The organism is Haemophilus sp. HN_Hi16 (genome assembly GCF_049823435.1).
GTDB lineage: Bacteria > Pseudomonadota > Gammaproteobacteria > Enterobacterales > Pasteurellaceae > Haemophilus > Haemophilus influenzae_D.
On the sequence record NZ_CP187500.1, the window covers coordinates 795,019 to 819,652 of the forward strand.

Here is a 24,634-nt window from a genome sequence, read left to right on the forward strand (position 1 = left end):
TCCAATTAATGCGCTTCATCCCAATTTTGACCTACACCGACTTCTACGATCAACGGAACAACTAATTCCGCTGCATCTTCCATTTGTTGTTTAATTTGTTCACGGAAAAACTCGATTTTTTCTGACCGCACTTCAAACACTAATTCATCGTGTACTTGCATAATCATTTCAATGTCGGGATCGTGACAGATTACTTCATCAAGTTTAATCATCGCTCGTTTAATAATATCCGCAGCTGTGCCTTGCATCGGTGCATTTATCGCTACGCGTTCTGCCCCTTTACGACGCATTGCGTTGCTAGAATTGATATCAGGTAAATATAAACGGCGACCAAATAACGTTTCCACATAGCCTTGTGCTTTCGCTTTTTCACGGATATCGGTCATAAATTGCTGTACACTCGGATAGCGTTGGAAATATAAATCCATGTATTTTTGTGCATCAGGACGGGAAATACCAAGTTGGCGTGACAGTCCAAAGGCGGACATCCCATAAATTAAGCCGAAATTAATCGCTTTAGCATTGCGACGTTGCTCGCTGGTGACTTCATCTAATGATACACCGAAGATTTCAGCTGCGGTGGAGCGATGAATATCCTTGCCTTGCGAGAAGGCGTTAATTAAGCCTTGATCGCCAGAAAGATGTGCCATAATGCGTAGCTCAATTTGAGAATAGTCAGCAGCGACAATAGAATAACCTTCACGTGCGATAAATGCTTGTCGAATACGACGACCTTCTTCATTCCGAATTGGGATATTTTGTAAGTTTGGATCACTTGATGATAAACGTCCTGTTGCCGTGACCGCTTGATGATAAGAGGTATGCACTCGGCCTGTTTGTGAATTGACCATTTGAGGCAGTTTATCCGTGTAAGTGGATTTGAGTTTGCTCAACCCACGATGTTCGACCAAAATTTTGGGTAATTCGTGGCTATAGGCTAATTCTTCCAATACTTCTTCATTCGTTGATGGCGCACCTTTTGGCGTTTTTTGTAAAATAGGTAGGCCAAGTTTATCGAACAAAATTTCTTGTAATTGTTTGGTGGAAGCCAAATTAAATGGCTGACCTGCTAATTCGTAAGCTTGTTCTTCAAGTGCGGTTAATCTTGTGGTAATTTCGTTAGATTGCATAAAGAGGGCATTACTATCAATCAAAACGCCTGTACGTTCCATGCGAGAAAGCACATGAAGTAATGGTAATTCCATTGTTTTATACAATTCAACAAGCGTTGGTTCTTGTTGCAATTTCAACCACAGTGCTTGTTGTAATTTCATTGTCACATCCGCATCTTCTGCTGCGTATTCAGTGGCTTGTTCTAATGGAATTTGATTAAACGTAAGCTGATTTTTTCCTTTTCCAGCGATGCTTTCAAATGCGATAGTTTCATGACCTAAATAACGTTTGGCTAAATCGTCCATATTATGACGACCCGTACTATTTAGCGTATAAGAAAGCAACATCGTATCAAATTCAACACCTTGTAATTCAATGCCATGACGGGCAAAAATACTTTCATCAAATTTAATATTTTGTCCAATTTTGTGAATATTAGGATTTTCTAAGATTGGTTTGATTGCAGAAAGTGCGGTCGATTTTTCGAGTGTTTTTGGTGCATCCAAATAATCCAATTGCAATGGTAAATAAGCGGCTTCGCCATTTTCAAGAGCAAAAGAGATACCCACTAAATTCGCAGACATATAATCAAGGCTATCTGTTTCAGTATCCACTGCAATAAGTTTTGCTGCATTGAGTTTTTCAATCCAGTGGGTTAAATCCGCTTGAGTGAGTAAGGTTTCATATTTTGTGCGATCGATTTGAATTTTAGGCGTATTTTCTACCGCACTTTGATCTTGTGAGGTCGCCTGATACTGATTGATTTTCACAGGCTGTTCAACAGCTTGAGTAATGGAATCTGAGCCATTCATCACTTCATTAAGCCAGCGTTTAAATTCGTAGCGAGCAAAATATTCAATAAGTTGATCCTTTTGGCTTTCTCCAAGCAACAATTGATCGGTTGTCACGTTAAGTTCAACATCCGTTTTGATGGTTGCCAACGTATAAGAAAGATCGGCATTAGTTTTTTCAGCCAATAATTTTTCGCCTAGTTTTTTAGCCCCTCGAATTGGCAATTCTGCTACTTTTTCAAGATTGGCATAAATTTCAGCCATACTCCCGATGCCTTGTAGTAAACCCAGTGCGGTTTTTTCGCCAACGCCAGCAATGCCTGGAATGTTATCTGCACTATCGCCCATGAGTGCTAGATAATCAATGATGAGTTCAGGTGGAATACCGTATTTTTCAATCACACCCTCGCGATCTAACAGGCTGTTATTCATAGTGTTGATGAGCATAATATTGTCATCAACTAACTGTGCCATATCTTTATCGCCAGTACTAATAAGCACTTTTTTACCCAAACGAGAGGCTTGTAGTGCGAGTGTGCCGATCACATCATCTGCCTCAACTCCTTCCACCACTAAAAGCGGAATGCCCAATACGCGAATCATATCGTGCAAAGGTTGAATTTGTTTGCGTAAATCATCGGGCATTGGCGGGCGATGAGATTTATATTGTTCAAACATTTCATCACGAAATGTTTTCCCTTTTGCATCAAAAACAACGGCTATATGAGTGGGTTGAACTTGTGAGATGAGGCTTTTTAACATATTTAACACGCCATACATCGCACCCGTTGGCTCACCTGCGGCATTAGTTAAAGGAGGAAAGGCATGAAATGCACGATATAAATAAGAAGAACCATCCACTAGCACAAGCGGATTTGTTGCAATTTGGGCCATAAAAATCTCGTTTTAAACTGAAAAAATGTGGGCATTATAACGTAATTTATGATGATGAGCGAATGGCGGATTCAATGTAAAATTTGTGACGAACGTTTTTTGCTATGGCATAATATCAGCAACTCAAATATTTAATTTAAGGAAATCAAATGTCGTTAAAATTGGTCGAAATTTTAGTTTTGGGTCAGGTCTTACGTTTAAATGTGCCAGTTGAACAAGAAGAATTATTGCGTCAAGCTGCGCGCAATTTAGATATATTGGTTTCCGAAATGAAAGAAAAGACAGGTCTTATTCAGCTTGATCGTGTGCTTTCTATTGTGGCACTCAATTTGAGTTTTGAATTAAGCCAAGAAAAAAATAAAACCGCTCAAATTGAAAATGTATTGAGAACTCGAATTCAACAATTAGATCATTCATTAGAAAATATTCGCGTTACAAAAGAACTGCGTTAAATTAATGATCAAGCTAGAGTCGTTTTGTCGTTTTATAATCAATTCATTAAATTTGACAAATAAATGCTAGTCAATGCCGAGAATTTGGGCTAGTATAAACCCATAAGAATTACCTAGAGTGTTCGTCAGTGGGCTATGTCCCTGAGCCGATACTTTAAATCTTATAAATTGGTTTCCTATCGTTGGTGTGTAGGCTTAACCTTTGACTCGTTCATTGGGCTAAGAAACCTGAAAACGATATCAACTGATTTCCTTGAACCGTCGGGTTCAAGGACTACTGCCCGCAGCGGCACTCTGGGGTCTTCCTTTTCATTTCTATGAATACGCAAAAACGCCAGCAAATCCGCAATGAAATCCGAAAAATACGTGCAAATTTAACCGCACTTCAACAGCAACAAGCTGAACAATCAGTTACTCAACAGGCGTTAAATCTTATCGAGCAACGACAAGCCAAAAACATTGCATTATATTTTTCTTTTGATGGCGAAATTTCAACAAAAGCCTTAATCCAATCCCTTTGGATGCAAAACAAAAATGTGTATTTGCCTGTTTTACATCCTTTTACTAAACATCATTTATTGTTTTTACGCTATTTACCTGATACACCAATGAAACAAAATCAGTTTGGTATTTGGGAGCCAAAGCTAAATGTTCAAAATGTTTTGCCATTAAATGAACTGGATATTTTATTTACGCCGTTGGTCGCCTTTGATAAACAAGGAAATCGCCTAGGAATGGGCGGTGGATTTTATGATCGCACGTTGCAGAATTGGCAAAATAAGCCTTTTATTCCAGTTGGTTTAGCGCATCAATGTCAGCAAGTAGAAAATCTTCCCACTGAGCATTGGGATGCCCCACTATTCGATATTTTGGTAGGTTAAAACCTATCATCAAATTTTTATTGATAGATAAAATCAAAAATATTTCAATTTTTCTCTTGAAATTTATCCAACCGAGCTTACTTAGTTTATGCGAATGGCGAAAGACGAAACTCAATTAAGGAAAGCGTATGAACATTGAAAAATTTACGACAAAATTCCAAGAAGCGTTAAGCGAAGCACAATCACTTGCTATCGGAAAAGATAATCAATTTATTGAACCCGTGCATTTATTGACCGCACTTTTAAATCAACAGGGCGGCTCTATTGCGCCAATTTTGACAGCAAGTGGTGTAAATGTGGCGTTATTGCGTAATGAATTGAAGACGGAACTAAATAAATTACCACAGGTTATTGGCAATGGCGGAGATGTGCAACTTTCACGTCAGCTCATTAATTTACTTAATCTATGTGATAAATTCGCACAGCAAAACCAAGATAAATTTATTTCGAGCGAATTGTTTTTGCTTGCAGCTTTAGAAGAACGAGGAACGATCAGCGATATTTTGAAAAAGTGCGGTGCAAAAAAAGAACAAATTTCGCAAGCCATTCAACATATTCGAGGGGGGCAAAACGTGAACGATCAAAATGCAGAAGAAAGCAGACAAGCATTAGAAAAATATACGATTGATTTAACCGCTCGTGCAGAAAGTGGCAAACTTGATCCTGTGATTGGGCGTGATGAAGAAATTCGTCGAGCCATTCAAGTATTACAACGTCGTACCAAAAACAACCCAGTGTTAATTGGTGAACCAGGTGTGGGGAAAACAGCGATTGTCGAAGGCTTGGCACAACGTATCGTAAATGGCGAAGTGCCAGAGGGTTTGAAAAATAAACGTGTGCTTTCATTAGATATGGGCGCATTGATTGCTGGTGCAAAATATCGTGGAGAATTTGAAGAACGTTTAAAATCGGTGCTCAATGAACTTTCTAAAGAAGAAGGTCGCGTTATCCTCTTTATTGATGAAATTCATACTATGGTCGGCGCAGGTAAAACCGATGGTGCGATGGACGCAGGTAACTTATTGAAACCAAGTTTGGCACGAGGCGAATTACATTGCGTGGGTGCAACCACTCTAGATGAATATCGTCAATATATCGAAAAAGATGCCGCACTTGAACGTCGTTTCCAAAAAGTCTTTGTGGACGAACCAAGTGTGGAAGATACCATTGCGATCTTACGTGGTTTGAAAGAACGTTATGAAATTCATCATCACGTGGATATTACTGACCCTGCGATTGTCGCAGCAGCAACACTTTCACATCGTTATATTTCTGATCGTCAATTGCCAGATAAAGCCATCGACTTGATCGATGAAGCTGCATCTAGTATTCGTATGGAAATAGATTCTAAACCTGAACCGCTTGATCGTCTTGAACGTCGTATTATCCAATTAAAATTGGAACAACAGGCACTACAAAAAGAAGAAGACGAAGCAAGTCGCAAACGTTTAGAAATGTTAGAGAAAGAATTGGCTGAAAAAGAACGTGAATATGCCGAACTTGAAGAAGTATGGAAATCTGAAAAAGCAACGCTTTCTGGCTCTCAACATATTAAACAAGAGTTAGATACTGCAAAAACTGAACTGGAACAAGCTCGTCGTGCGGGGGATTTAGCGAAAATGTCTGAGTTGCAATATGGTCGCATTCCTGCTCTTGAAAAGCAACTTGAGCAAGCTGAAACCAGCGAAGGAAAAGAAATGACGCTTTTACGCTATCGCGTCACAGATGAAGAAATCGCTGAAGTGCTTTCTAAAGCTGCGGGTATTCCTGTATCCAAAATGATGGAAGGCGAGAAAGAAAAACTTTTACGTATGGAAGATGAATTACATAAACGTGTGATTGGTCAAGAAGAAGCAGTTGATGCTGTCGCAAATGCAATTCGTCGTAGTCGTGCAGGGCTTTCTGATCCTAATCGCCCAATTGGTTCTTTCTTGTTCCTAGGGCCAACAGGTGTAGGTAAAACAGAACTTTGTAAAACTCTGGCTAAATTCCTCTTTGATAGTGAAGATGCCATGGTACGTATTGATATGTCAGAGTTTATGGAAAAACACAGTGTCTCTCGTTTAGTTGGCGCGCCTCCGGGTTATGTTGGTTATGAAGAAGGCGGTTATTTAACTGAAGCAGTGCGTCGTCGTCCATATTCAGTGATCTTATTAGATGAAGTTGAAAAAGCCCATACGGATGTGTTCAACATCTTGTTGCAAGTGCTAGATGATGGTCGTTTAACTGACGGACAAGGCAGAACCGTAGATTTTCGTAACACGGTTGTGATTATGACCTCTAACTTAGGTTCTGATTTAATCCAAGGTAACAAAGAGGAAAGCTATAGCGAAATGAAGGCCTTAGTGATGTCTGTAGTAGGCCAACATTTCCGTCCAGAATTCATCAACCGTATTGACGAAACAGTGGTATTCCATCCACTTGGTAAAGAGAACATTCGTGCGATTGCCAGCATTCAATTAGAACGCTTAGCAAAACGTATGGAAACTCGTGGTTATGAATTGGTGTTTACCGACGCTTTATTAGATTTCATTGGCGAAGTGGGTTACGACCCAATTTACGGTGCGCGCCCGTTAAAACGTGCTATTCAACAAGAAATTGAAAATAGCTTGGCACAACAAATTCTATCTGGTGCGTTATTACCGAGTAAGGTTGTTACTATTGATTATGTCAATTCAGAAGTTCAAGCGAGACAATAAGCATTACAAAAGTGCGGTAAAATTTACCGCACTTTTTTATGAACCTAAACGCTGACGTACAATTTCAAATAAACATACCCCTGTTGCGACAGATACATTTAATGATGAAACTGAACCAGCCATTGGAATGCTAATCAGTTGATCGCAATGTTCACGTGTTAAACGACGCATTCCCTCGCCTTCAGCTCCCATTACAAGTGCTAGTGGCCCTGTCAGTTTGCTTTGATAAATGGTTTCAGTTGCTTCGCCAGCAGTGCCAACCACCCAAATATTATGGTTTTGCTGTAAATCGCGTAGTGTGCGAGAAAGATTGGTTACACGAATTAACGGCACGGTTTCTGCTGCGCCACAAGCAACTTTACGCGAGATAGACGTTAATTGTGCCGATTTATCTTTCGGTACGATCACTGCCACTACGCCCGCTGCATCAGCTGTTCGCAAACATGCTCCCAAGTTGTGTGGGTCAGTCACGCCATCTAAAACTAATAAAAGCGGGTTTTGTTTATTCGCAAGAATTTCATCAAGATCATTTTCATTAAGTTCTTTTGCTGCTTGTACCCGAGCAATGACACCTTGATGAACTTCGCCATCGGCTTTTTTATCAAGAGTTTGTCGATTAACGAATTGCACACCAATTCCTAGGGAATAAAGTTCGTTTAAGAGTGGCTGTAGGCGTTTATCTTCACGTCCTTTAAGTACGAAAACTTCAATTAGACGCTCTGGCGAATGGGTTAAAATACTATTAACAGCATGAATGCCGTAGATTTGTTCTGACATAAATTTCTCTTTTTTTATTTGAATTTTTAATTCATTCTTAAAATAGGAAGTGAATTATTTTCGTTTTCTAGATGTTTTCTTAGAAACTTCTTTCTTTTTTACCGCACTTTTTCGTTTCTGGGATGTTTTAGACGGTAGTTCTTTAAAGACTTTCTTGGCTTTTTCTTTCGCGGTTTTTCCAGCACGACGAGGCTTACGTTCACTCCCCATCAGCGAGAAATCGACCATTTTATTTTCTAAATGTACCGCTTCAACTTTGATGCGAACTTTATCGCCTAAGCGATATTGCATTCCGCTATTTTCGCCAATTAAACGCTGTTTTGTTGCATCGAATTGGTAATAATCGTTTTCTAAAGTCGAAATATGGACTAAACCATCGATGAATAAATCATCTAAGCGTATAAATAAACCAAATCCCGTCACAGATGAAATAACACCGCTAAATTCTTCGCCAATATGATCTTGCATATATTCACATTTTAGCCAATCTGCCACTTCACGAGTGGCGTCGTCAGCACGGCGTTCCGTCATTGAACAATGATTGCCAAGTAAATCCATTTCATCAAAAGAGTAATGATAACCGCCAGTATCCGTTGTTTTACGTTTTGCGCCTTGTTCTTTAGCGAGTAAATATTTGATGCCTCGATGAAGTGTTAAGTCTGGATAACGGCGAATTGGCGAAGTAAAGTGTGCATACTCTTCCAAAGCCAAACCAAAGTGTCCAATATTGTCAGCATGATAGACAGCTTGGCTTAAAGAGCGGAGCAACATTGTTTGAATAAGTTCGTGATCTGGTCGTTCTTTAACTTTTTCTAAGAGAGCCGCATAGTCTTTTGTGGTTGGTTTTAATCCGCCTTCTAAAGTTAAACCAAACTCACTTAAGAAAGTGCGGAAAGATGTTAATTTTTCTTCGCTCGGGATGGAATGAATACGATATAACGCTGGCTCTTTATGTTTTTCCATAAAATTGGCTGCTGCGATATTCGCAAGAATCATACATTCCTCAATGATTTTGTGGGCATCGTTACGAACAACGGGTTCAATACGCTCAATTCTCCCCATTGCATTAAAAATAAACTTAGTTTCAATGGTTTCAAAATCGATCGCACCACGTTGTTTTCGGGCATTGAGTAATGCTTTATAGAGATGATGCAATTCTTCTAAATGTGGAATAAGTCCTTGATAACGAGTGCGTAATTCTTCATCGCCTTCAAGCATTTTGGCTACTTTGGTATAAGTGAGGCGGGCGTGAGAATTCATCACCGCTTCATAAAAGCGATAATCTGTGAGCTTACCTTTGGCTGAAATTTGCATCTCACACACCATACACAAACGATCCACTTGAGGGTTAAGAGAGCATAAACCGTTTGATAAAATTTCAGGTAGCATGGGTACAACTCGGTTTGGAAAATAGACCGAGTTACCACGATTATGCGCTTCTACATCCAAAGCGGAACGTAAACGTACGTAATAACTGACATCCGCAATCGCTACCCAAAGTTTCCAGCCTTTGCCATGTTTTTCACAATAAACAGCATCATCAAAATCCCGCGCATCTTCGCCATCAATGGTAACAAGCGGTAAATGACGTAAATCCACACGACCTTTTTTGGCTTCTTCTGGGACTTCTTCAGTGAATTTTTTTACGTATTTTTCCACCGCACTTGGAAACTTATGGGGAATATCGTGGTTACGCAAGGCGATTTCCACTTCCATTCCTTTCGCCATATTATCGCCTAGGATTTCAGTAATTACGCCAATTGGCTGGTTAAAACTAGCAGAGCGTTCTTGCAATTCGACAACCACAACTTGCCCCATTCGTGCGCCATTACGATGTTCATTTGGCACGAGAATATCACGACCAATTCTGCTGTCATCAGGCACCACATAGCTGAAACCGTTTTCTAAGAAAAAGCGACCCACAATTTGTTTTTTACGGCTTTCTAATACGCGCACAATTCGCACTTCACGGCGACCACGACGATCTAATCCAGCAGGTTGCGCTAAGACAAAATCTCCATGCATGACTCTTTGCATTTGATGGTTTGGAATGAATAAATCATCCTTTTTGCCATCGACCTGTAAAAAACCAAAACCCTCGCGATGACCAATTACCGTGCCTTTAAATAAATCTAATTTTTCTGGTAAGGCATAGCGTTTACGTTTGGTGAACACTAATTGCCCATCATTTTCCATCGCGCGTAATCGGCGACGCATCGCCTCTATTTGATCTTCATTTCGAATGGAAAGTGCGGTCAAAATTTCATCCCGATTCATCGGTGCATTATTGCCTCGAATAACGCTTAAAATAAATTCACGGCTCGGGATTGGATTGCCGTATTTTTCCAATTCTCGTTTGTAATGAGGATCTTGGTTGATTAAGTTTTTACGTTTTTTTGTCATTATTTTTTACAGTTTTAAAAAGTGCGGAGAGTTTGACACTGTAAGGGGGATAATGCAAGATGGGGGAGGTTTATTTATCAGTAAAACCAATGAACTTTTTCAATGTGCAAATAAACACCTATTTTTCTTTTTTATTTTTTGTTAAAGTTTCAAACCCTTAATTATTATTTATTTGACAAAAGGAACAATATTATGGCAATCATTAAGCAAGCAAAAGCAAAATAGTCTAACCCGCCTTTCTTTAATCACTCTACTTATTTCCACATCTTTTTATTCTGTTCAGTCTTTTTCACAAGATCTAAAATGGATCGCTACTTATGGTACGGTGCCGGGCGATGGTGGATATAATGTTGCCATTGGAGATGGTAGTAAAGTAACTAATTCTACAGAAAGTGGAGCTAAACCATCCATTGGAGCAGTTGCTATCGGTGGAGATACTCACGTAAAAAGCATAGGTTCTTTAGCTATAGGCTATGGGGCTAAATCTGGATCAGATGGTCAAAAAGGAAAATTTAGTACTGCTATTGGTATAAATTCTAATTCAGAAAAGGGAGGTGTTGCAGTTGGTCATTATGCTGAAGCTTTCGCGTATAGGTCTATTGCAATTGGTTCTTTATCTACAAGTAAAGATGGAGACTATTCGATAGCTTTTGGTGTACATAGCTTGGTGGAAAAATTAGAAAAAGGTAAAAATAACAATAAAATCGGCAAAAATATTGATGTTAATGTAAGTGGAACTATGACAAAAATTGACATGGCTCACGATAGTGAGAAGAATTTAATTGATAAATATGGTCAAACTTACGGTGCGATGGCATTAGGATTTAAATCTTCTTCACACAATCTTTTTGCCAGTTCATTTGGGGCGTTTTCTACAGCCACAGCTATTGAAAGTCTAGCAGTAGGCGACAGCAGCCAATCAACGGGCTACTGCAGTGCTACTTTTGGCAGTCACAGTAGGGCTTTGGCAGAAGAAAGTTTGGCATTAGGTTATGAAACTCGGGCAAATGCTTATGGTTCTGTTGCTTTAGGTGCAGAGTCTGTGGCGAATGAAGAAAATACCGTATCAGTGGGTTCTGATACATTGAAACGGAAAATCGTCAATGTCGCCGATGGCACAGAAGATTATGATGCAGTAAATGTCCGTCAATTAAATGCAGTAGAAGCTAAAATTGGTCAAGTGAATAATCAATTTACACAAGTTGATACCTGTTTAAATCGAACAGATTTACGTATTAATCGCGTTGGTGCAAGTGCGGCGGCGTTGGCTTCATTAAAACCTGCACAATTAGGCGAAGATGATAAATTTGCGTTGTCTTTGGGTGTTGGAAGTTATAAAAATGCGCAGGCTATGGCAATGGGTGCGGTGTTTAAGCTCGCTGAAAATGTGTTGCTTAATGTAGCAGGGAGTTTTTCTGGTTCGGAAAAAACCTTTGGAGCAGGTGTTTCTTGGAAATTCGGTAACAAATCAAAACCTGCAGTTTCAACACAAAGTGCGGTCAATTCTGCGGAAGTTTTGCAATTGAGACAAGAAGTATCAGCAATGCAAAAAGAACTGGCTGAATTGAAAAAAGCATTAAGGAAATAATCTTGAAACTAAGTGATTAAGGGCGTGATATACGCCCTTTTTTATTAGATATATTTAAATTTTACTAACTGTAGTGCTTTTATCAAGGAGTAAAAAGGAGATTATAATTGTCGTTAAAAATATTTTAAGTATAAAAATCGCAGTAAATTTTTTATTCATTTCCGTAATAAAAATAAAGGATCTATACTATTTACATTTATTTTTTACTCGGAAGATACTATGTCAGAACGTTCAGCCAATATTATTACCCACGATCCTTTTGGTAGCTTACTTGGATATGCGCCTGGTGGAGTGGCAATTTATTCTTCAGATTACAATACTGCAGATGATAAAGAGTTCCCGAATGATGCGGCATTTCGGAGTTATCTAGGGCGAGAATATATGGGCTATAAATGGCAGTGTGTGGAATTTGCGCGTCGTTATTTATATCTCAATCACGGTGTTGTATTTGCCGATGTTGGTATGGCGTACGAGATCTTTTCTTTACGTTTTTTACGCCAAGTAGTAAATGATGCCTCGTTTACGACTTTCTTGGCAAAATCGCCGTTATCAAACGATTATTGGTCGTTTAGATTTTTGTATGAGTGAACGAGGTTTGAAAGTTTATGAATATAATACAGATTCAGCCTCTTGCCATGCTGAAGCAGGCGATATTATGAATCGTTGGGCAAAACAAGCTGGTGGCGTATTGGGGGAAAATCCGTCCGATGGCTTGCGTAATGCGTTAGCGGATTGTTGGCAACATAGCCAAGCTTCAAAATTAGTTCATATTTTACAAGATCACGATGATGAAGAAGATTATCACGCGATGTTTATGCAACAAGCATTAGTGCAAGCAGGTTTTCAAGCTAAAATTATTCACGGCACAGGAGGATTGCATTGGGATAATCGAGGTCAATTAATTGATGATGAAAATAATCAAGTTCAAACTGTTTGGAAAACTTGGGCGTGGGAAACAATGTTGGAACAGCTTCGTGAAGATACAACAGGAATGGAAGTGGCTCCGCCTATTCGCACAGGTTATCCTGAAGATAAAGTGCGGTTAATTGATGTACTACTTCGTCCAGAAGTGTTGGTTTATGAACCACTTTGGACGGCAATTCCAAGTAATAAGGCGATTTTTGCCTGTGCTTTGGTCTTTATTCCCTAATCATCGTTATTTGTTAGAGGCAAGTTTTCATCTCACGCCAAATTTAATTCAAAATGGCTATGCGCAAAAACCAATTGCAGGTCGTCGGGGAGATAATGTTAAACTTATTGGCGAAAATAATGCCACTTTAGGTGTCACAGAGGGTAAATTTGGCAAACAAGAAAACATTTATCAACAACTTTGGTGTTTACCACAAGTGGAAGATCAATATTTGCAAGTTTGTACTTTTACTGTTGGAGGACATTATGGTGGCACTTGCCTACGTTCTGATTCGAGTCGAGTGATTGTAGGCAATAGTGATATGCAACCCTTGAGAGTGTTGAAAGATAAATAAAACACTTTGTGATATTAAGAATGGGTTTTACGCAGTGCTTTTCCAATAAAAATGCTTGCAACTAACATTGCTAAAGTCGGAACCAACCAAGCCATTCCTTCAGATGAAAGAGGGAAGTGTTTCAATAATGAATTGATGCTTTCTGGTAACATTTTAACGTTATTTAAGCTGTCACATAAACTAAAACAAACAGTTACGATTAATGTGCTATTGTATGTAAATTTTATTGATGGAAGGTTTTTGCGTAAGAATTGCAATAAAACAAGCACAATGGCTACCGGATAAATTAATAACAAAGCAGGGATCGTAATGCGAAGTAAATCAGTCAATCCATATTGTGAAACTGTGATTGTTATCGTGGTAAAAAGGGCGATCCAAAATGGATAGGAAAAGCGAGAGGAAAATTTTGCAAAATAATCAGCAGATGCGCTAGTTACACCAACAAGTGTTGTTAAGCTCGCTAACACAATAATACCTGCCATAATCCAAATGCCAGCCTGTCCAAATAATACATTTACATAGCGAGAAAAAATTTGTCCACCATTCGTTGTCCCTTCTGCAACTGCAGCACTGGTTGCACCTAGATAGAAAAGAGAAAAATATAAACCGGCGAGTAAAATGACAGAAACAAATCCTGCTGAAATGGTGTATTTCACAATATCTTTGGTTTTTGTCACATTTTTCGCTGATAATGCTCGGGCGACAATTCCACCGAAAGCGATGGCTGCGAGTACGTCCATGGTTTGATAGCCGCTAGTTAAACCGATTAATAAAGAATGGCTATTTTCATAAGCATTACTTGGTGCTTGAATTTCAGATAAAGGCGAAATAAATACGGTAATTGCCACAGCAATAAGTAACACTAATAAAGCGGGTGTCATAAATTTCCCCACGCTTGAAATGATCGTATTTGGGCTAATCATAAAGCCCATAGCGATTAAGTTAAAAATTAGTGAGAATACAAAACGAACATTCGCATTATCTTCTGCTAAGCCTAAAGGTAACCACGCCATTTCATAAGCAACATTAGTGATGCGGGGCATTGCAAAGGTAGAGCCAATGGTTAAATAAAGTATAACAAGGAAACCTGTGCCAGCCCATTTTGGTAAATCTTTAGTAAGTTCTTCGCCACGACCTAAAATCGCGACCACAACAAGCGTAATAAATGGCATTAAAACGCCAGTTAAAACAAAGCCTAAGGAAGCACTCTCCCAATGTTGTCCTGCGGAAAGTCCCTCCATAGGCGGAAAAATGATATTACCCGCACCTAAAAATAAGGCGAAGATCATCATTCCTAAAATAATAATATCTTTACGTGAAAACATAGTTTTTTAATTCTAAAAATAAAAGGACTGCATTCTACTACAAAGTAGATAAAATCCCTATTGCGTAAAATTAAAAATGTGAATTTTGTCACAATATATGGCATTTTATCGACAATTCGCTAAAAATCCCGACAAAATCTACCGCACTTTTTCCTTTAACTTCGAAAATATGCTAGGATGGCTTCCTTTGTGAATTTTTTGCTATTTATTTTTAAAGGGGTTTATGTGATAAAACTGATCCAACGTTTTTTTAAATTAGAATCTGCTGGTGGTATATTATTGCTTTTTTCAGCTGTTGTTGCGATGTTGCTGGCTAATTCGCCGTTAAGCAACCAATATAATGATTTTTTAAATTTGCCTGTAAGTTTACAAATTGGTAGTTTTTCAATTAATAAAACCTTAATTCACTGGATTAACGATGGTTTTATGGCAGTATTTTTTGTATTAGTGGGAATGGAAGTCAAAAAAGAATTATTTGAAGGCGCACTTTCTACCTATCAACAAGCTATTTTCCCTGCTATTGCAGCTATTGGCGGAATGGTTATACCGGCTGTAGTTTATTGGTTTATCGCTAAACAAGATCCAAGTTTAGCTAATGGCTGGGCAATTCCAATGGCAACAGACATTGCTTTTGTGCTAGGAATTATGGCGTTATTGAGTAAACAAGTGCCACTTCCTCTGAAAATATTTTTACTTGCCCTTGCTATTATTGATGACCTCGGTGCGATAGTTGTTATTGCATTATTTTTCTCGCACGGATTGAGTGTACAAGCACTAATTTTTTCTGCCGTGGCAATTATTGCGCTGATATTACTAAATCGTTTCAAAGTTTCCGCACTTTGCGCTTATATGGTTGTAGGTGCAATTTTATGGGCTTCTGTATTAAAATCTGGTGTGCATGCTACTTTAGCTGGCGTTATTATTGGTTTTAGCATTCCATTGAAAGGTAAAAAAGGAGAACGCCCATTAGATGATTTCGAGCATATTTTAGCCTCTTGGTCATCTTTCGTTATTTTACCGCTCTTTGCATTTGCCAATGCTGGTGTGAGTTTTGCAGGAATAGATGTGAATATGATTTCATCGCCATTATTATTGGCTATAGCAAGCGGTTTAATTATTGGTAAACCTATCGGTGTTTTCGGATTTAGTTATATTTCTGTTAAATTGGGATTAGCTAAATTACCAGATGGAATTAATTTTAAACAAATTTTTGCCGTTGCGGTTTTATGTGGAATCGGTTTTACGATGTCAATGTTCTTAGCAAGCCTTGCTTTTGATGCTAATGCGGGAGAAAGTGTCAATACCCTTTCTCGTTTAGGTATTCTACTTGGATCAACGGTTTCGGCAATACTTGGTTATTTATTCTTAAAACAAACAACCAAAATAAATTAATTCTTCATAAAATTTGCGAAAAAAATTGCACTGCAAAGAGAATTGTTTCTATTGCAGTGCAAGTATTGAATAAACCTCTCACAATTAATTAGCACACAAGAAATGTGTGCCGTTATTTGTTCGTGATTACCACTTCCAGCCCACGCCACCTGATGTACCAATATCGCCTCGAGAATTGATGGAAGCATTGAATTTCACCACTACTTTCCCTTTTTTCAAGGCAGTAGAGTAGCCTGCAGCCACTGCACTTTCCCCTTTAAATGAACCCACTCCCAAACCAAAAATTGACTCGCCTGCAGCTTGTACGGTTGGCACTCCTGCCATTGCATTACTGCCTGCAATACCACTACGATATTCGGCTGTCATTTTATTCAAGCGTTTATCTAATTGACGGAACTGATTATCGACTTTTTCAAATTGACGAGCACTCTCCACTCCTCCTGATGCTACTTTAGCTTCTATTGCTTTTAATTGAGCCACGTTTACTGCATCGGTGTCTTTTGTCCCTGCAGCAAGGTTGTTTAACTGGCGAGTAATGCCTTTTTCTGCATTCCCTACAGAAACTGCTGAAGCGGTTGAAATCCAAGACCCTGCCTCTTTGCCAATGGTTTCTCGTGCTTTCATTAAGTCATTTCTAGCCTTTTCCCAAGAATTAGATTCTTCAGTATAAGTATTGGCTAAATTTTGTGATTGTTTATCTAATTCCTTACGTTCATTACGAAGTTGTTTATATGTATTGATAATTTCATTTTTTTGAGAAGTCAGTTCTGTTTTTTCTTCTTCAGAAATGCTAGTTTTTTTCAACGAATTATTAACTGTATTGAATTTATCGACAGCTCTAAGTTGTGCTTTTTCATTTTCAACCCGTTTATCTTCAATTTCATAATAGGCTGAACGTATTGAAAGCATTGCTTTTTCGGCAGTTTCTACGGTTTCTCTTGTCACTGTAAAATTTTGATAAGCCTTTTTAGCTTCATCGGTTTCCAATAAATCATTCGCTGTTTTATTACCCATTGAGTTATATCCTACAACGCCCTCATTAACATCAGTTTTGGCATAGCTGCCTAATGCTACACCATCCATTTTATCTGCTTCACTATCTCGCCCTAATGCTAATGAACCTTCTTTATTTGCTGAAGCTCGAGAACCTAATGCAGATGAAAAATGCCCTTTTGCTCTGCTTGCTATACCTAATGATAAACTGTGTGTGCCGTATGCTTCAGCCCCTGCCCCATATGCGGTGGTATGATAACCAAAGCCTTTTGCATTACTACCAATTACTGTTGAATAATTAAATCGATTGCTGGCTTCAGGTTTGATAAGTTCAGCATATGTCTTGTTGCTTTCTAATTTAAAGTCACTTTCGTAAATAGATGTTGGTTTTTCGCCTGTAGTTTGTTTTTGTTTACCAATATAAGCGCCAAATCCCATAGCAACGCTATCTTGCCCTAAAACTTCTGTAAATTGTCCGATTGCGATTGAGTCAGAATTCAACGCTTTGGCAGCATAACCTAACGCCATTGATAATTCAGCGGTGTAATTAGTTTTTAGATCTGTAGAATTTACTAGTATTGGATTATATTCTGGCGTTACTTGTGAATTGATACCGATTGCCATACCGCCACCAGCCCTATTTACATAAGCTTTATCACCATAAAAGTTTTCTTTGTTGTTTATTGTTCGCGATACGGCTTTATGATCATAATTTTCATTTGGTACCCAGTTGAAGTAATAATAGCCATTAGAATCTTGAGATTTGTCTGAGTTATCTTGAACTGTTGGAGCAGCTGTTACGATGGAGGGATAAATGAAAGAAAAGATTAGACAAGATAAATAGGAATATCTTAAATTAGTTTGTTTGTAATAGCATAATTTAGTCTCTTAATAAAGAAGTTAAAAGGCTTTTCAGTTTACACCTAATGTATTTAAAATACGACCATTTTTTGAGCTTTTTCTGAACATTTTTCCTTTCTAATTTTTTCTTTAACAATAAATTACATTCAAAATGCTGATTTTCGGTAAAATTAATAAATAAAGGCACGTGAAGAAAACGTGCCTTTAGTCTTGTTCAAGATTTAAAAAGCGAATTTATTCCCATTCGATCGTTGCTGGTGGTTTTCCGCTGATGTCGTACACGACGCGGGAAATACCATTCACTTCGTTGATGATACGGTTAGACACTTTGCCTAATAAATCATAAGGCAAATGTGCCCAATGTGCGGTCATAAAATCGATGGTTTCTACCGCACGTAGTGAGATAACCCAATCGTATTTACGCCCATCGCCCATTACACCTACAGATTTCACTGGTAAGAATACGCTGAAGGCTTGGCTGGTTTTTTCATACCAACCGCTGTTGCGTAATTCTTCGATAAAGATTGCATCGGCACGGCGTAATAAATCGCAGTATTCTTTTTTCACTTCGCCTAATACACGCACGCCTAAACCTGGACCAGGGAATGGGTGGCGGTTGATCATTTCAGCTGGTAAGCCTAATGCTAGACCGATTTTACGTACTTCATCTTTAAACAATTCACGTAATGGTTCCACTAAGCCAAGTTTCATATAGTCTGGCAAGCCACCTACATTGTGGTGTGATTTAATCACATGTGCTTTGCCTGTTTTGCTTGCTGCAGATTCGATGACATCAGGATAAATCGTACCTTGTGCCAACCATTTCACATTAGTGAGTTTTTTCGATTCATCATCGAACACATCAACGAAAACTTTACCGATAATTTTACGTTTCGCTTCAGGATCTGATACCCCTGCAAGTTCGCCTAGGAAGCGGCTTTCTGCATCAACACGAGTGATGTTTAAACCGAATTTATCGCCAAACATTTCCATTACTTGGTCGCCTTCGTGTAAGCGAAGCAAACCATTATCCACAAATACGCAGTGTAATTTTTTGCCGATAGCACGGTGTAAAAGTAATGCAACAACAGAAGAGTCCACACCACCAGATAAGCCTAAAATCACTTCATCATCGCCTACTTGCTCTTTAATACGAGCAACGGCATCTTCGATAATGTTTTCAGCTGTCCATTTGGTTTCGCAACCACAGATGTTTACTACGAAGTTGGTTAATAATTCCAAGCCTTTTTTAGTATGCGTTACTTCAGGGTGGAACTGCACACCGTAGAAATGACGGCTTTCATCAGACATTGCCGCAATTGGGCAGGTTGGAGTCGTGCCTGTCACTTTGAAGTTTTCTGGTAAACGCGTTACTTTATCGCCATGGCTCATCCAAACGTCTAATTTTGGCTCAGAAGCGGTCAAATTATCGTTAAGATTTGCAAAAAGTGCGGTTGAATTTTCAAGTGAAACGGAAGCATAGCCGAACTCTCGGTGGTCAGACGTTTCGGTTAAACCGCCAAGTTGCATTGCCATCGTTTGCATTCCATAGCAAACGCCGAGCACCGGCACGCCTGCGTTAAACACATATTCAGGCGCACGCGGGCTGTTTTCTTCAGTTGTGCTTTCAGGGCTGCCTGAAAGAATGATTCCCGTTGGATTAAATTCACGGATTTGTTCTTCTGTTACATCCCACGCCCAAAGTTCGCAGTACACACCGATTTCACGCACACGACGTGCAATCAGTTGAGTATATTGTGAACCGAAGTCGAGGATCAGGATTTTGTGATTGTGGATGTTTGTCATTTATAATGCTCTTATTATTGATAGTGTGGACGGTTAATTTCCTCTAAAACTTTGCAAAAACCAACCGCACTTTAAACAGCAAAAGGCAGGCTAAAGCCCACCTTAAAGATTACCCCATACGATAGTTCGGTGCTTCTTTAGTAATAGCAACATCGTGAACGTGGCTTTCTTTAATGCCTGCACCACTAATGCGAACAAATTCCGCTTTGGTGCGTAGTTCATCAATAGTTGCACAGCCCGTTAAGCCCATGCAAGAACGTAAGCCACCCATTTGTTGGTGGATGATTTCTTTTAAGTAACCTTTATATGGAATACGGCCTTCGATACCTTCTGGTACGAGTTTATCTGCCGCGTTATCCGATTGGAAATAACGATCTGATGAGCCTTTCGCCATCGCACCTAATGAACCCATACCACGGTAAGATTTAAATGCACGACCTTGGTAAAGTTCGATTTCGCCCGGTGCTTCTTCAGTACCAGCAAGCATTGAGCCAACCATTACACAGCTTGCGCCTGCAGCGATGGCTTTTGCAATATCACCAGAGAAACGGATACCACCGTCAGCAATAACTGGAATACCACGATCTTTTAATGCCGCAGCAGCATCTGCGATAGCTGTGATTTGTGGCACGCCTACACCGGTTACGATACGTGTGGTGCAAATTGAACCAGGACCAATACCTACTTTCACTGCACTAGCTCCTGCATCTGCTAATGCGATTGCACCTTCAGCCGTTGCTACGTTACCCGCAACGATAGGTAAGTTTGGATATTTCGCTCGAGTTTCACGAACGCGTTGTAATACGCCTTCTGAGTGACCGTGAGAAGAATCAATTAACAGTACATCTACGCCTGCTTTCACTAATGCATCAATACGTTCTTCATTGCCAGCACCTGCGCCAACCGCAGCACCAACACGTAAACGACCAAATTCATCTTTACACGCATTTGGTTTTTGTTCTGCTTTTTGGAAGTCTTTAACGGTAATCATTCCTTTCAGTTTAAAGCTGTCATTGACCATCAATACTTTTTCAACACGATGTTGGTGCATTAATGCTAAGATTTCTTCGCGAGTTGCCCCTTCTTTTACCGTTACTAAGCGGTCTTTTTTTGTCATTACTTGCGAAACGGTTTGATGTAAATCTTTTACGAAACGAGTGTCACGCCCAGTGATGATACCGATTAAGTTATTTTCGCCATCTACAACAGGGTAGCCTGCGAAGCCGTTTTTATTTACTAATTCCGCTAATTCAGCAAGGGTTAAATCTGGCGAAACAGTGACAGGTTCAGAAACGATACCACTTTCGAATTTTTTCACTTTACGAACACGATCCGCTTGGCGTTCAATGGTCATATTTTTGTGGATAAAGCCAATGCCACCTTCTTGCGCTAAAGAGATTGCAAGTTTGGTTTCAGTTACGGTATCCATTGCCGCTGAAAGCATAGGAATATTCAAAGTAATTTCTTTAGTGAGTTTGGTTGAAAGATTGGCTGTATTTGGAAGTACTGTTGAATGTGCTGGGACGAGTAGAACATCGTCAAAAGTAAGGGCTTCTTGTTTAATGCGTAATGACATTGCAATATTCTCGCTAAGTTGAAGTTAAAAAATATTGCGACGAGATTATACAGATTTCACTTTATTTTGAAAACGAAATTTTAGGATTTATGCTATGATTTTCATACTATTTGCCATAAGGAATGAATGATGAATTTTACGTTATTGACATATTTAGCGGATTGTCAGCCAAAAGTGCGGTCTGAATTGGAAAAGTTTTCTAAAAATCTGGAGGCAGATATTCAACAATTACGTGAAATCGGTTTGGATATTCTTGTTGATGGGCAAGATTATCGCTTAGTGCCAATGCTTCCTTTATTAAATCCTCAGCAAATTTCAACCGCACTTTTTCCTTATGGTATCTATTATCAGCCGATAATTTCCTCTACAAATGAATGGATACTACAAAATATATCTTCCTTAAAAAAAGGGGATCTTTGCGTGGCTGAATATCAAACGGTGGGGCGTGGTCGGCGTGGTCGTCAATGGCTATCGCCTTTTGCCGGGCAAATTATGTTTAGCTTTTATTGGACATTTGATCCTAAAAAATCAATTGAGGGATTAAGTTTAATTATTGGTTTGGCGATTGCTGAAGTGCTAAAGGTGCAAGTGAAATGGCCAAATGATATTTTGTTTAATGGAAGAAAGTTGGGCGGAATTTTGGTTGAAATCGCTAACCATAAAAATGGTATGCTCAATTTAGTGATTGGCGTAGGTATTAATGTGTTGTTGCCAAAACAAACGGAAATTAGTCAGCCTTATGCGGAAGTATCTGAAATTGATCCTGATGCAGATCGCCAAATTTTGTTACCAAAACTTATTCAACATTTATACAAACGGTTAAATACCTTTGAGCAAAATGGTATTAATGCGGAATTTCAGCAAGCATGGCAATCATATAATGCGTTTTCAAATAATGAAGTAAATGTGCTGACTGAACAAGGTGTTATTTCAGGCATTGAACAAGGCATAGATGAACGTGGTTATTTAAAAGTGTTATGTGGTAATAAAATTCAGATGTTTAATGGTGGAGAAGTTTCATTGCGTAAGAAATAATAGCAATAAAAGTTTGACTATTCTAACCGCACTTTTAATGAAATGTTTATATTTCCATCAAAAGATCATTTTTTTAAATATTTTTACAAAAAGTACTTGCAAGGGTTTTTAAAATCCCTATAATGCACCGCACACAACGACGCACTGTTGTGAAGTTTTTTAAGTTTCCAAGTGCGTCGTTCTTTTTTGCTCTTTAACAATATATCAGACAATCTGTGTGGGCACTTGTTGATTGACTTGTTTTAAAACTATTTTTAATTTTGAAGTCTTAATAGGTGCTTAACTGAAAATTCATAATTACTTTTTTAAGTAGTGTTTATTTATAGCTAAGCAGTATATTGAGCGATTGAACTTGAATTGAAGAGTTTGATCATGGCTCAGATTGAACGCTGGCGGCAGGCTTAACACATGCAAGTCGAACGGTAGCAGGAGGAAGCTTGCTTTCTTGCTGACGAGTGGCGGACGGGTGAGTAATGCTTGGGAATCTGGCTTATGGAGGGGGATAACGACGGGAAACTGTCGCTAATACCGCGTAGAATCGGAAGATGAAAGTGCGGGACTGTAAGGCCGCATGCCATAGGATGAGCCCAAGTGGGATTAGGTAGTTGGTGGGGTAAAGGCCTACCAAGCCTGCGATCTCTAGCTGGTCTGAGAGGATGACCAGCCACACTGGAACTGAGACACGGTCCAGACTCCTACGGGAGGCAGCAGTGGGGAATATTGCGCAATGGGGGAACCCTGACGCAGCCATGCCGCGTGAATGAAGAAGGCCTTCGGGTTGTAAAGTTCTTTCGGTATTGAGGAAGGTTGATGTGTTAATAGTACATCAAATTGACGTTAAATACAGAAGAAGCACCGGCTAACTCCGTGCCAGCAGCCGCGGTAATACGGAGGGTGCGAGCGTTAATCGGAATAACTGGGCGTAAAGGGCACGCAGGCGGTTATTTAAGTGAGGTGTGAAAGCCCCGGGCTTAACCTGGGAATAGCATTTCAGACTGGGTAACTAGAGTACTTTAGGGAGGGGTAGAATTCCACGTGTAGCGGTGAAATGCGTAGAGATGTGGAGGAATACCGAAGGCGAAGGCAGCCCCTTGGGAATGTACTGACGCTCATGTGCGAAAGCGTGGGGAGCAAACAGGATTAGATACCCTGGTAGTCCACGCTGTAAACGCTGTCGATTTGGGGGTTGGGGTTTAACTCTGGCGCCCGTAGCTAACGTGATAAATCGACCGCCTGGGGAGTACGGCCGCAAGGTTAAAACTCAAATGAATTGACGGGGGCCCGCACAAGCGGTGGAGCATGTGGTTTAATTCGATGCAACGCGAAGAACCTTACCTACTCTTGACATCCAACGAATCCGATAGAGATATTGGAGTGCCTTCGGGAACGTTGAGACAGGTGCTGCATGGCTGTCGTCAGCTCGTGTTGTGAAATGTTGGGTTAAGTCCCGCAACGAGCGCAACCCTTATCCTTTGTTGCCAGCGATACGGTCGGGAACTCAAAGGAGACTGCCAGTGATAAACTGGAGGAAGGTGGGGATGACGTCAAGTCATCATGGCCCTTACGAGTAGGGCTACACACGTGCTACAATGGCGTATACAGAGGGAAGCGAAGCTGCGAGGTGGAGCGAATCTCATAAAGTACGTCTAAGTCCGGATTGGAGTCTGCAACTCGACTCCATGAAGTCGGAATCGCTAGTAATCGCGAATCAGAATGTCGCGGTGAATACGTTCCCGGGCCTTGTACACACCGCCCGTCACACCATGGGAGTGGGTTGTACCAGAAGTAGATAGCTTAACCTTTAGGAGGGCGTTTACCACGGTATGATTCATGACTGGGGTGAAGTCGTAACAAGGTAACCGTAGGGGAACCTGCGGTTGGATCACCTCCTTACCAAAGACGAGAGACAGCGAGTGCTCACACAGATTGGCTGATAGTTGTAGACAAATGAGCAGAAGAAAACATTACCCTTGGGTCTGTAGCTCAGGTGGTTAGAGCGCACCCCTGATAAGGGTGAGGTCGGTGGTTCAAGTCCACTCAGACCCACCACTCTGAGAGTGAGTGAAACGAAAGGTGTAGTGTAAATAACTAAGACATAAATGATTAGTTATTAAATTATGATGAAATGGGGATATAGCTCAGCTGGGAGAGCGCCTGCCTTGCACGCAGGAGGTCAGCGGTTCGATCCCGCTTATCTCCACCACTTATCATTGTTAAGTAAATTAGAAAAAGACAAATTAATAAAGTATTAAGGTAGTGATTAAGCTATTTTAAATATTAGGCTATTTTATTCTTAGTTTTAAGTTTAATTTTAAATTTAATTTTGTTTTAGTTTATTTAACGATGATAACTGAAAAGTTTTATCAACTGTTCTTTAAAAAATTGGAAACAAGCTGAAAACAAGAGATTTTCGAGAGAAAGTCTGAGTAGGCAAAACAGTAAAGTGAAAGAGAGAACTGAAAAGGAAACTCTAAAAACAAACCTGTTTTGTAAAAAAATCTTGATTGAACAAAAGCAATCAAGTGTTTAGTTGAATGAAAATACGCATCAAATTGACCGCACTT

The 24,634-nt window shown here is 39.6% G+C and carries 13 protein-coding genes, 2 tRNA genes, 1 rRNA gene, 1 other RNA gene and 1 pseudogene; 11 read left to right on the forward strand and 7 right to left on the reverse strand.

From position 1 onward, the window contains the following. Positions 1–5: 5 nt before the first annotated feature. The gene (gene polA / locus ACPT9C_RS04065; protein WP_050948971.1) at positions 6–2,798 is read right to left on the reverse strand and encodes a DNA polymerase I; all 2,793 of its coding nucleotides are present in this window, start codon (positions 2,796–2,798) and stop codon (positions 6–8) included. A 149-nt stretch (positions 2,799–2,947) separates the two neighbouring features. On the opposite strand from polA, the gene ACPT9C_RS04070 reads away from it, so the two are divergent. From ACPT9C_RS04070 to clpB, 4 genes are all read left to right on the forward strand, one after another. Then, a complete protein-coding gene (locus ACPT9C_RS04070) occupies positions 2,948–3,250 on the forward strand; it encodes a cell division protein ZapA (RefSeq protein WP_044331090.1) in 303 nt (100 codons plus the stop codon). Positions 3,251–3,357: 107 nt separating this feature from the next. Further along, a non-coding RNA gene (gene ssrS, locus ACPT9C_RS04075) (6S RNA) lies at positions 3,358–3,555 on the forward strand. A gap of 12 nt (positions 3,556–3,567) precedes the next feature. Further along, a complete protein-coding gene (locus ACPT9C_RS04080; RefSeq protein ID WP_050948972.1) occupies positions 3,568–4,131 on the forward strand; it encodes a 5-formyltetrahydrofolate cyclo-ligase in 564 nt (187 codons plus the stop codon). 128 nt (positions 4,132–4,259) lie between these two features. Then, positions 4,260–6,830 carry an ATP-dependent chaperone ClpB gene (clpB, locus tag ACPT9C_RS04085; RefSeq protein WP_050948973.1) on the forward strand — a complete coding sequence of 857 codons (2,571 nt, stop codon included), beginning with the start codon at positions 4,260–4,262 and terminating at the stop codon, positions 6,828–6,830. 36 nt (positions 6,831–6,866) lie between these two features. Here the strand turns inward: clpB and rlmB are convergent, their stop codons facing one another. Then, positions 6,867–7,607: a 23S rRNA (guanosine(2251)-2'-O)-methyltransferase RlmB gene (gene rlmB / locus ACPT9C_RS04090; RefSeq protein ID WP_050948974.1), complete on the reverse strand. Its 741-nt coding sequence runs from the start codon at positions 7,605–7,607 to the stop codon at positions 6,867–6,869. A 54-nt stretch (positions 7,608–7,661) separates the two neighbouring features. Beyond that, positions 7,662–10,010, reverse strand: a complete 2,349-nt coding sequence (rnr, locus tag ACPT9C_RS04095) for a ribonuclease R (protein WP_050948975.1) — start codon at positions 10,008–10,010, stop codon at positions 7,662–7,664. A 172-nt stretch (positions 10,011–10,182) separates the two neighbouring features. Here rnr and ACPT9C_RS04100 point away from each other — a divergent pair, with 172 nt between their 5' ends. Together ACPT9C_RS04100 and ACPT9C_RS04105 are read left to right on the forward strand one after the other, a co-directional pair. Then, entirely contained in the window at positions 10,183–11,598 is a 1,416-nt protein-coding gene (locus ACPT9C_RS04100; protein WP_230304907.1) for a YadA-like family protein, read from the forward strand. 219 nt (positions 11,599–11,817) lie between these two features. After that, positions 11,818–13,082, forward strand: a pseudogene (locus ACPT9C_RS04105) (glutathionylspermidine synthase family protein). Positions 13,083–13,096: 14 nt separating this feature from the next. On the opposite strand, the gene brnQ reads toward ACPT9C_RS04105, so the two are convergent. Continuing rightward, a complete protein-coding gene (gene brnQ / locus ACPT9C_RS04110) occupies positions 13,097–14,407 on the reverse strand; it encodes a branched-chain amino acid transport system II carrier protein (protein WP_050948976.1) in 1,311 nt (436 codons plus the stop codon). A gap of 189 nt (positions 14,408–14,596) precedes the next feature. Between brnQ and nhaA the strand changes: the two genes are divergently transcribed. Further along, entirely contained in the window at positions 14,597–15,799 is a 1,203-nt protein-coding gene (gene nhaA / locus ACPT9C_RS04115) for a Na+/H+ antiporter NhaA (RefSeq protein ID WP_050948982.1), read from the forward strand. 126 nt (positions 15,800–15,925) lie between these two features. Here the strand turns inward: nhaA and ACPT9C_RS04120 are convergent, their stop codons facing one another. The 3 genes from ACPT9C_RS04120 to guaB form a co-directional block, all read right to left on the reverse strand. Then, positions 15,926–17,416, reverse strand: coding sequence for a YadA-like family protein (locus ACPT9C_RS04120; protein WP_050948977.1), 1,491 nt, complete (start codon positions 17,414–17,416; stop codon positions 15,926–15,928). A 471-nt stretch (positions 17,417–17,887) separates the two neighbouring features. Continuing rightward, positions 17,888–19,459, reverse strand: coding sequence for a glutamine-hydrolyzing GMP synthase (gene guaA / locus ACPT9C_RS04125; RefSeq protein WP_050948978.1), 1,572 nt, complete (start codon positions 19,457–19,459; stop codon positions 17,888–17,890). A gap of 109 nt (positions 19,460–19,568) precedes the next feature. Beyond that, positions 19,569–21,035, reverse strand: a complete 1,467-nt coding sequence (gene guaB, locus ACPT9C_RS04130; RefSeq protein WP_050948979.1) for an IMP dehydrogenase — start codon at positions 21,033–21,035, stop codon at positions 19,569–19,571. A 129-nt stretch (positions 21,036–21,164) separates the two neighbouring features. On the opposite strand from guaB, the gene birA reads away from it, so the two are divergent. The 4 genes from birA to ACPT9C_RS04150 all read left to right on the forward strand — a co-directional run bounded on the left by birA (position 21,165) and on the right by ACPT9C_RS04150 (position 24,273). Then, entirely contained in the window at positions 21,165–22,070 is a 906-nt protein-coding gene (gene birA, locus ACPT9C_RS04135) for a bifunctional biotin--[acetyl-CoA-carboxylase] ligase/biotin operon repressor BirA (protein WP_050948980.1), read from the forward strand. Positions 22,071–22,424: 354 nt separating this feature from the next. Beyond that, positions 22,425–23,963: ribosomal RNA gene (locus ACPT9C_RS04140) — 16S ribosomal RNA — on the forward strand. Between the two features lie 79 nt (positions 23,964–24,042). Beyond that, positions 24,043–24,119: transfer RNA gene (locus ACPT9C_RS04145), tRNA-Ile, on the forward strand. Positions 24,120–24,197: 78 nt separating this feature from the next. Further along, positions 24,198–24,273: transfer RNA gene (locus ACPT9C_RS04150), tRNA-Ala, on the forward strand. Positions 24,274–24,634 lie beyond the last annotated feature (361 nt).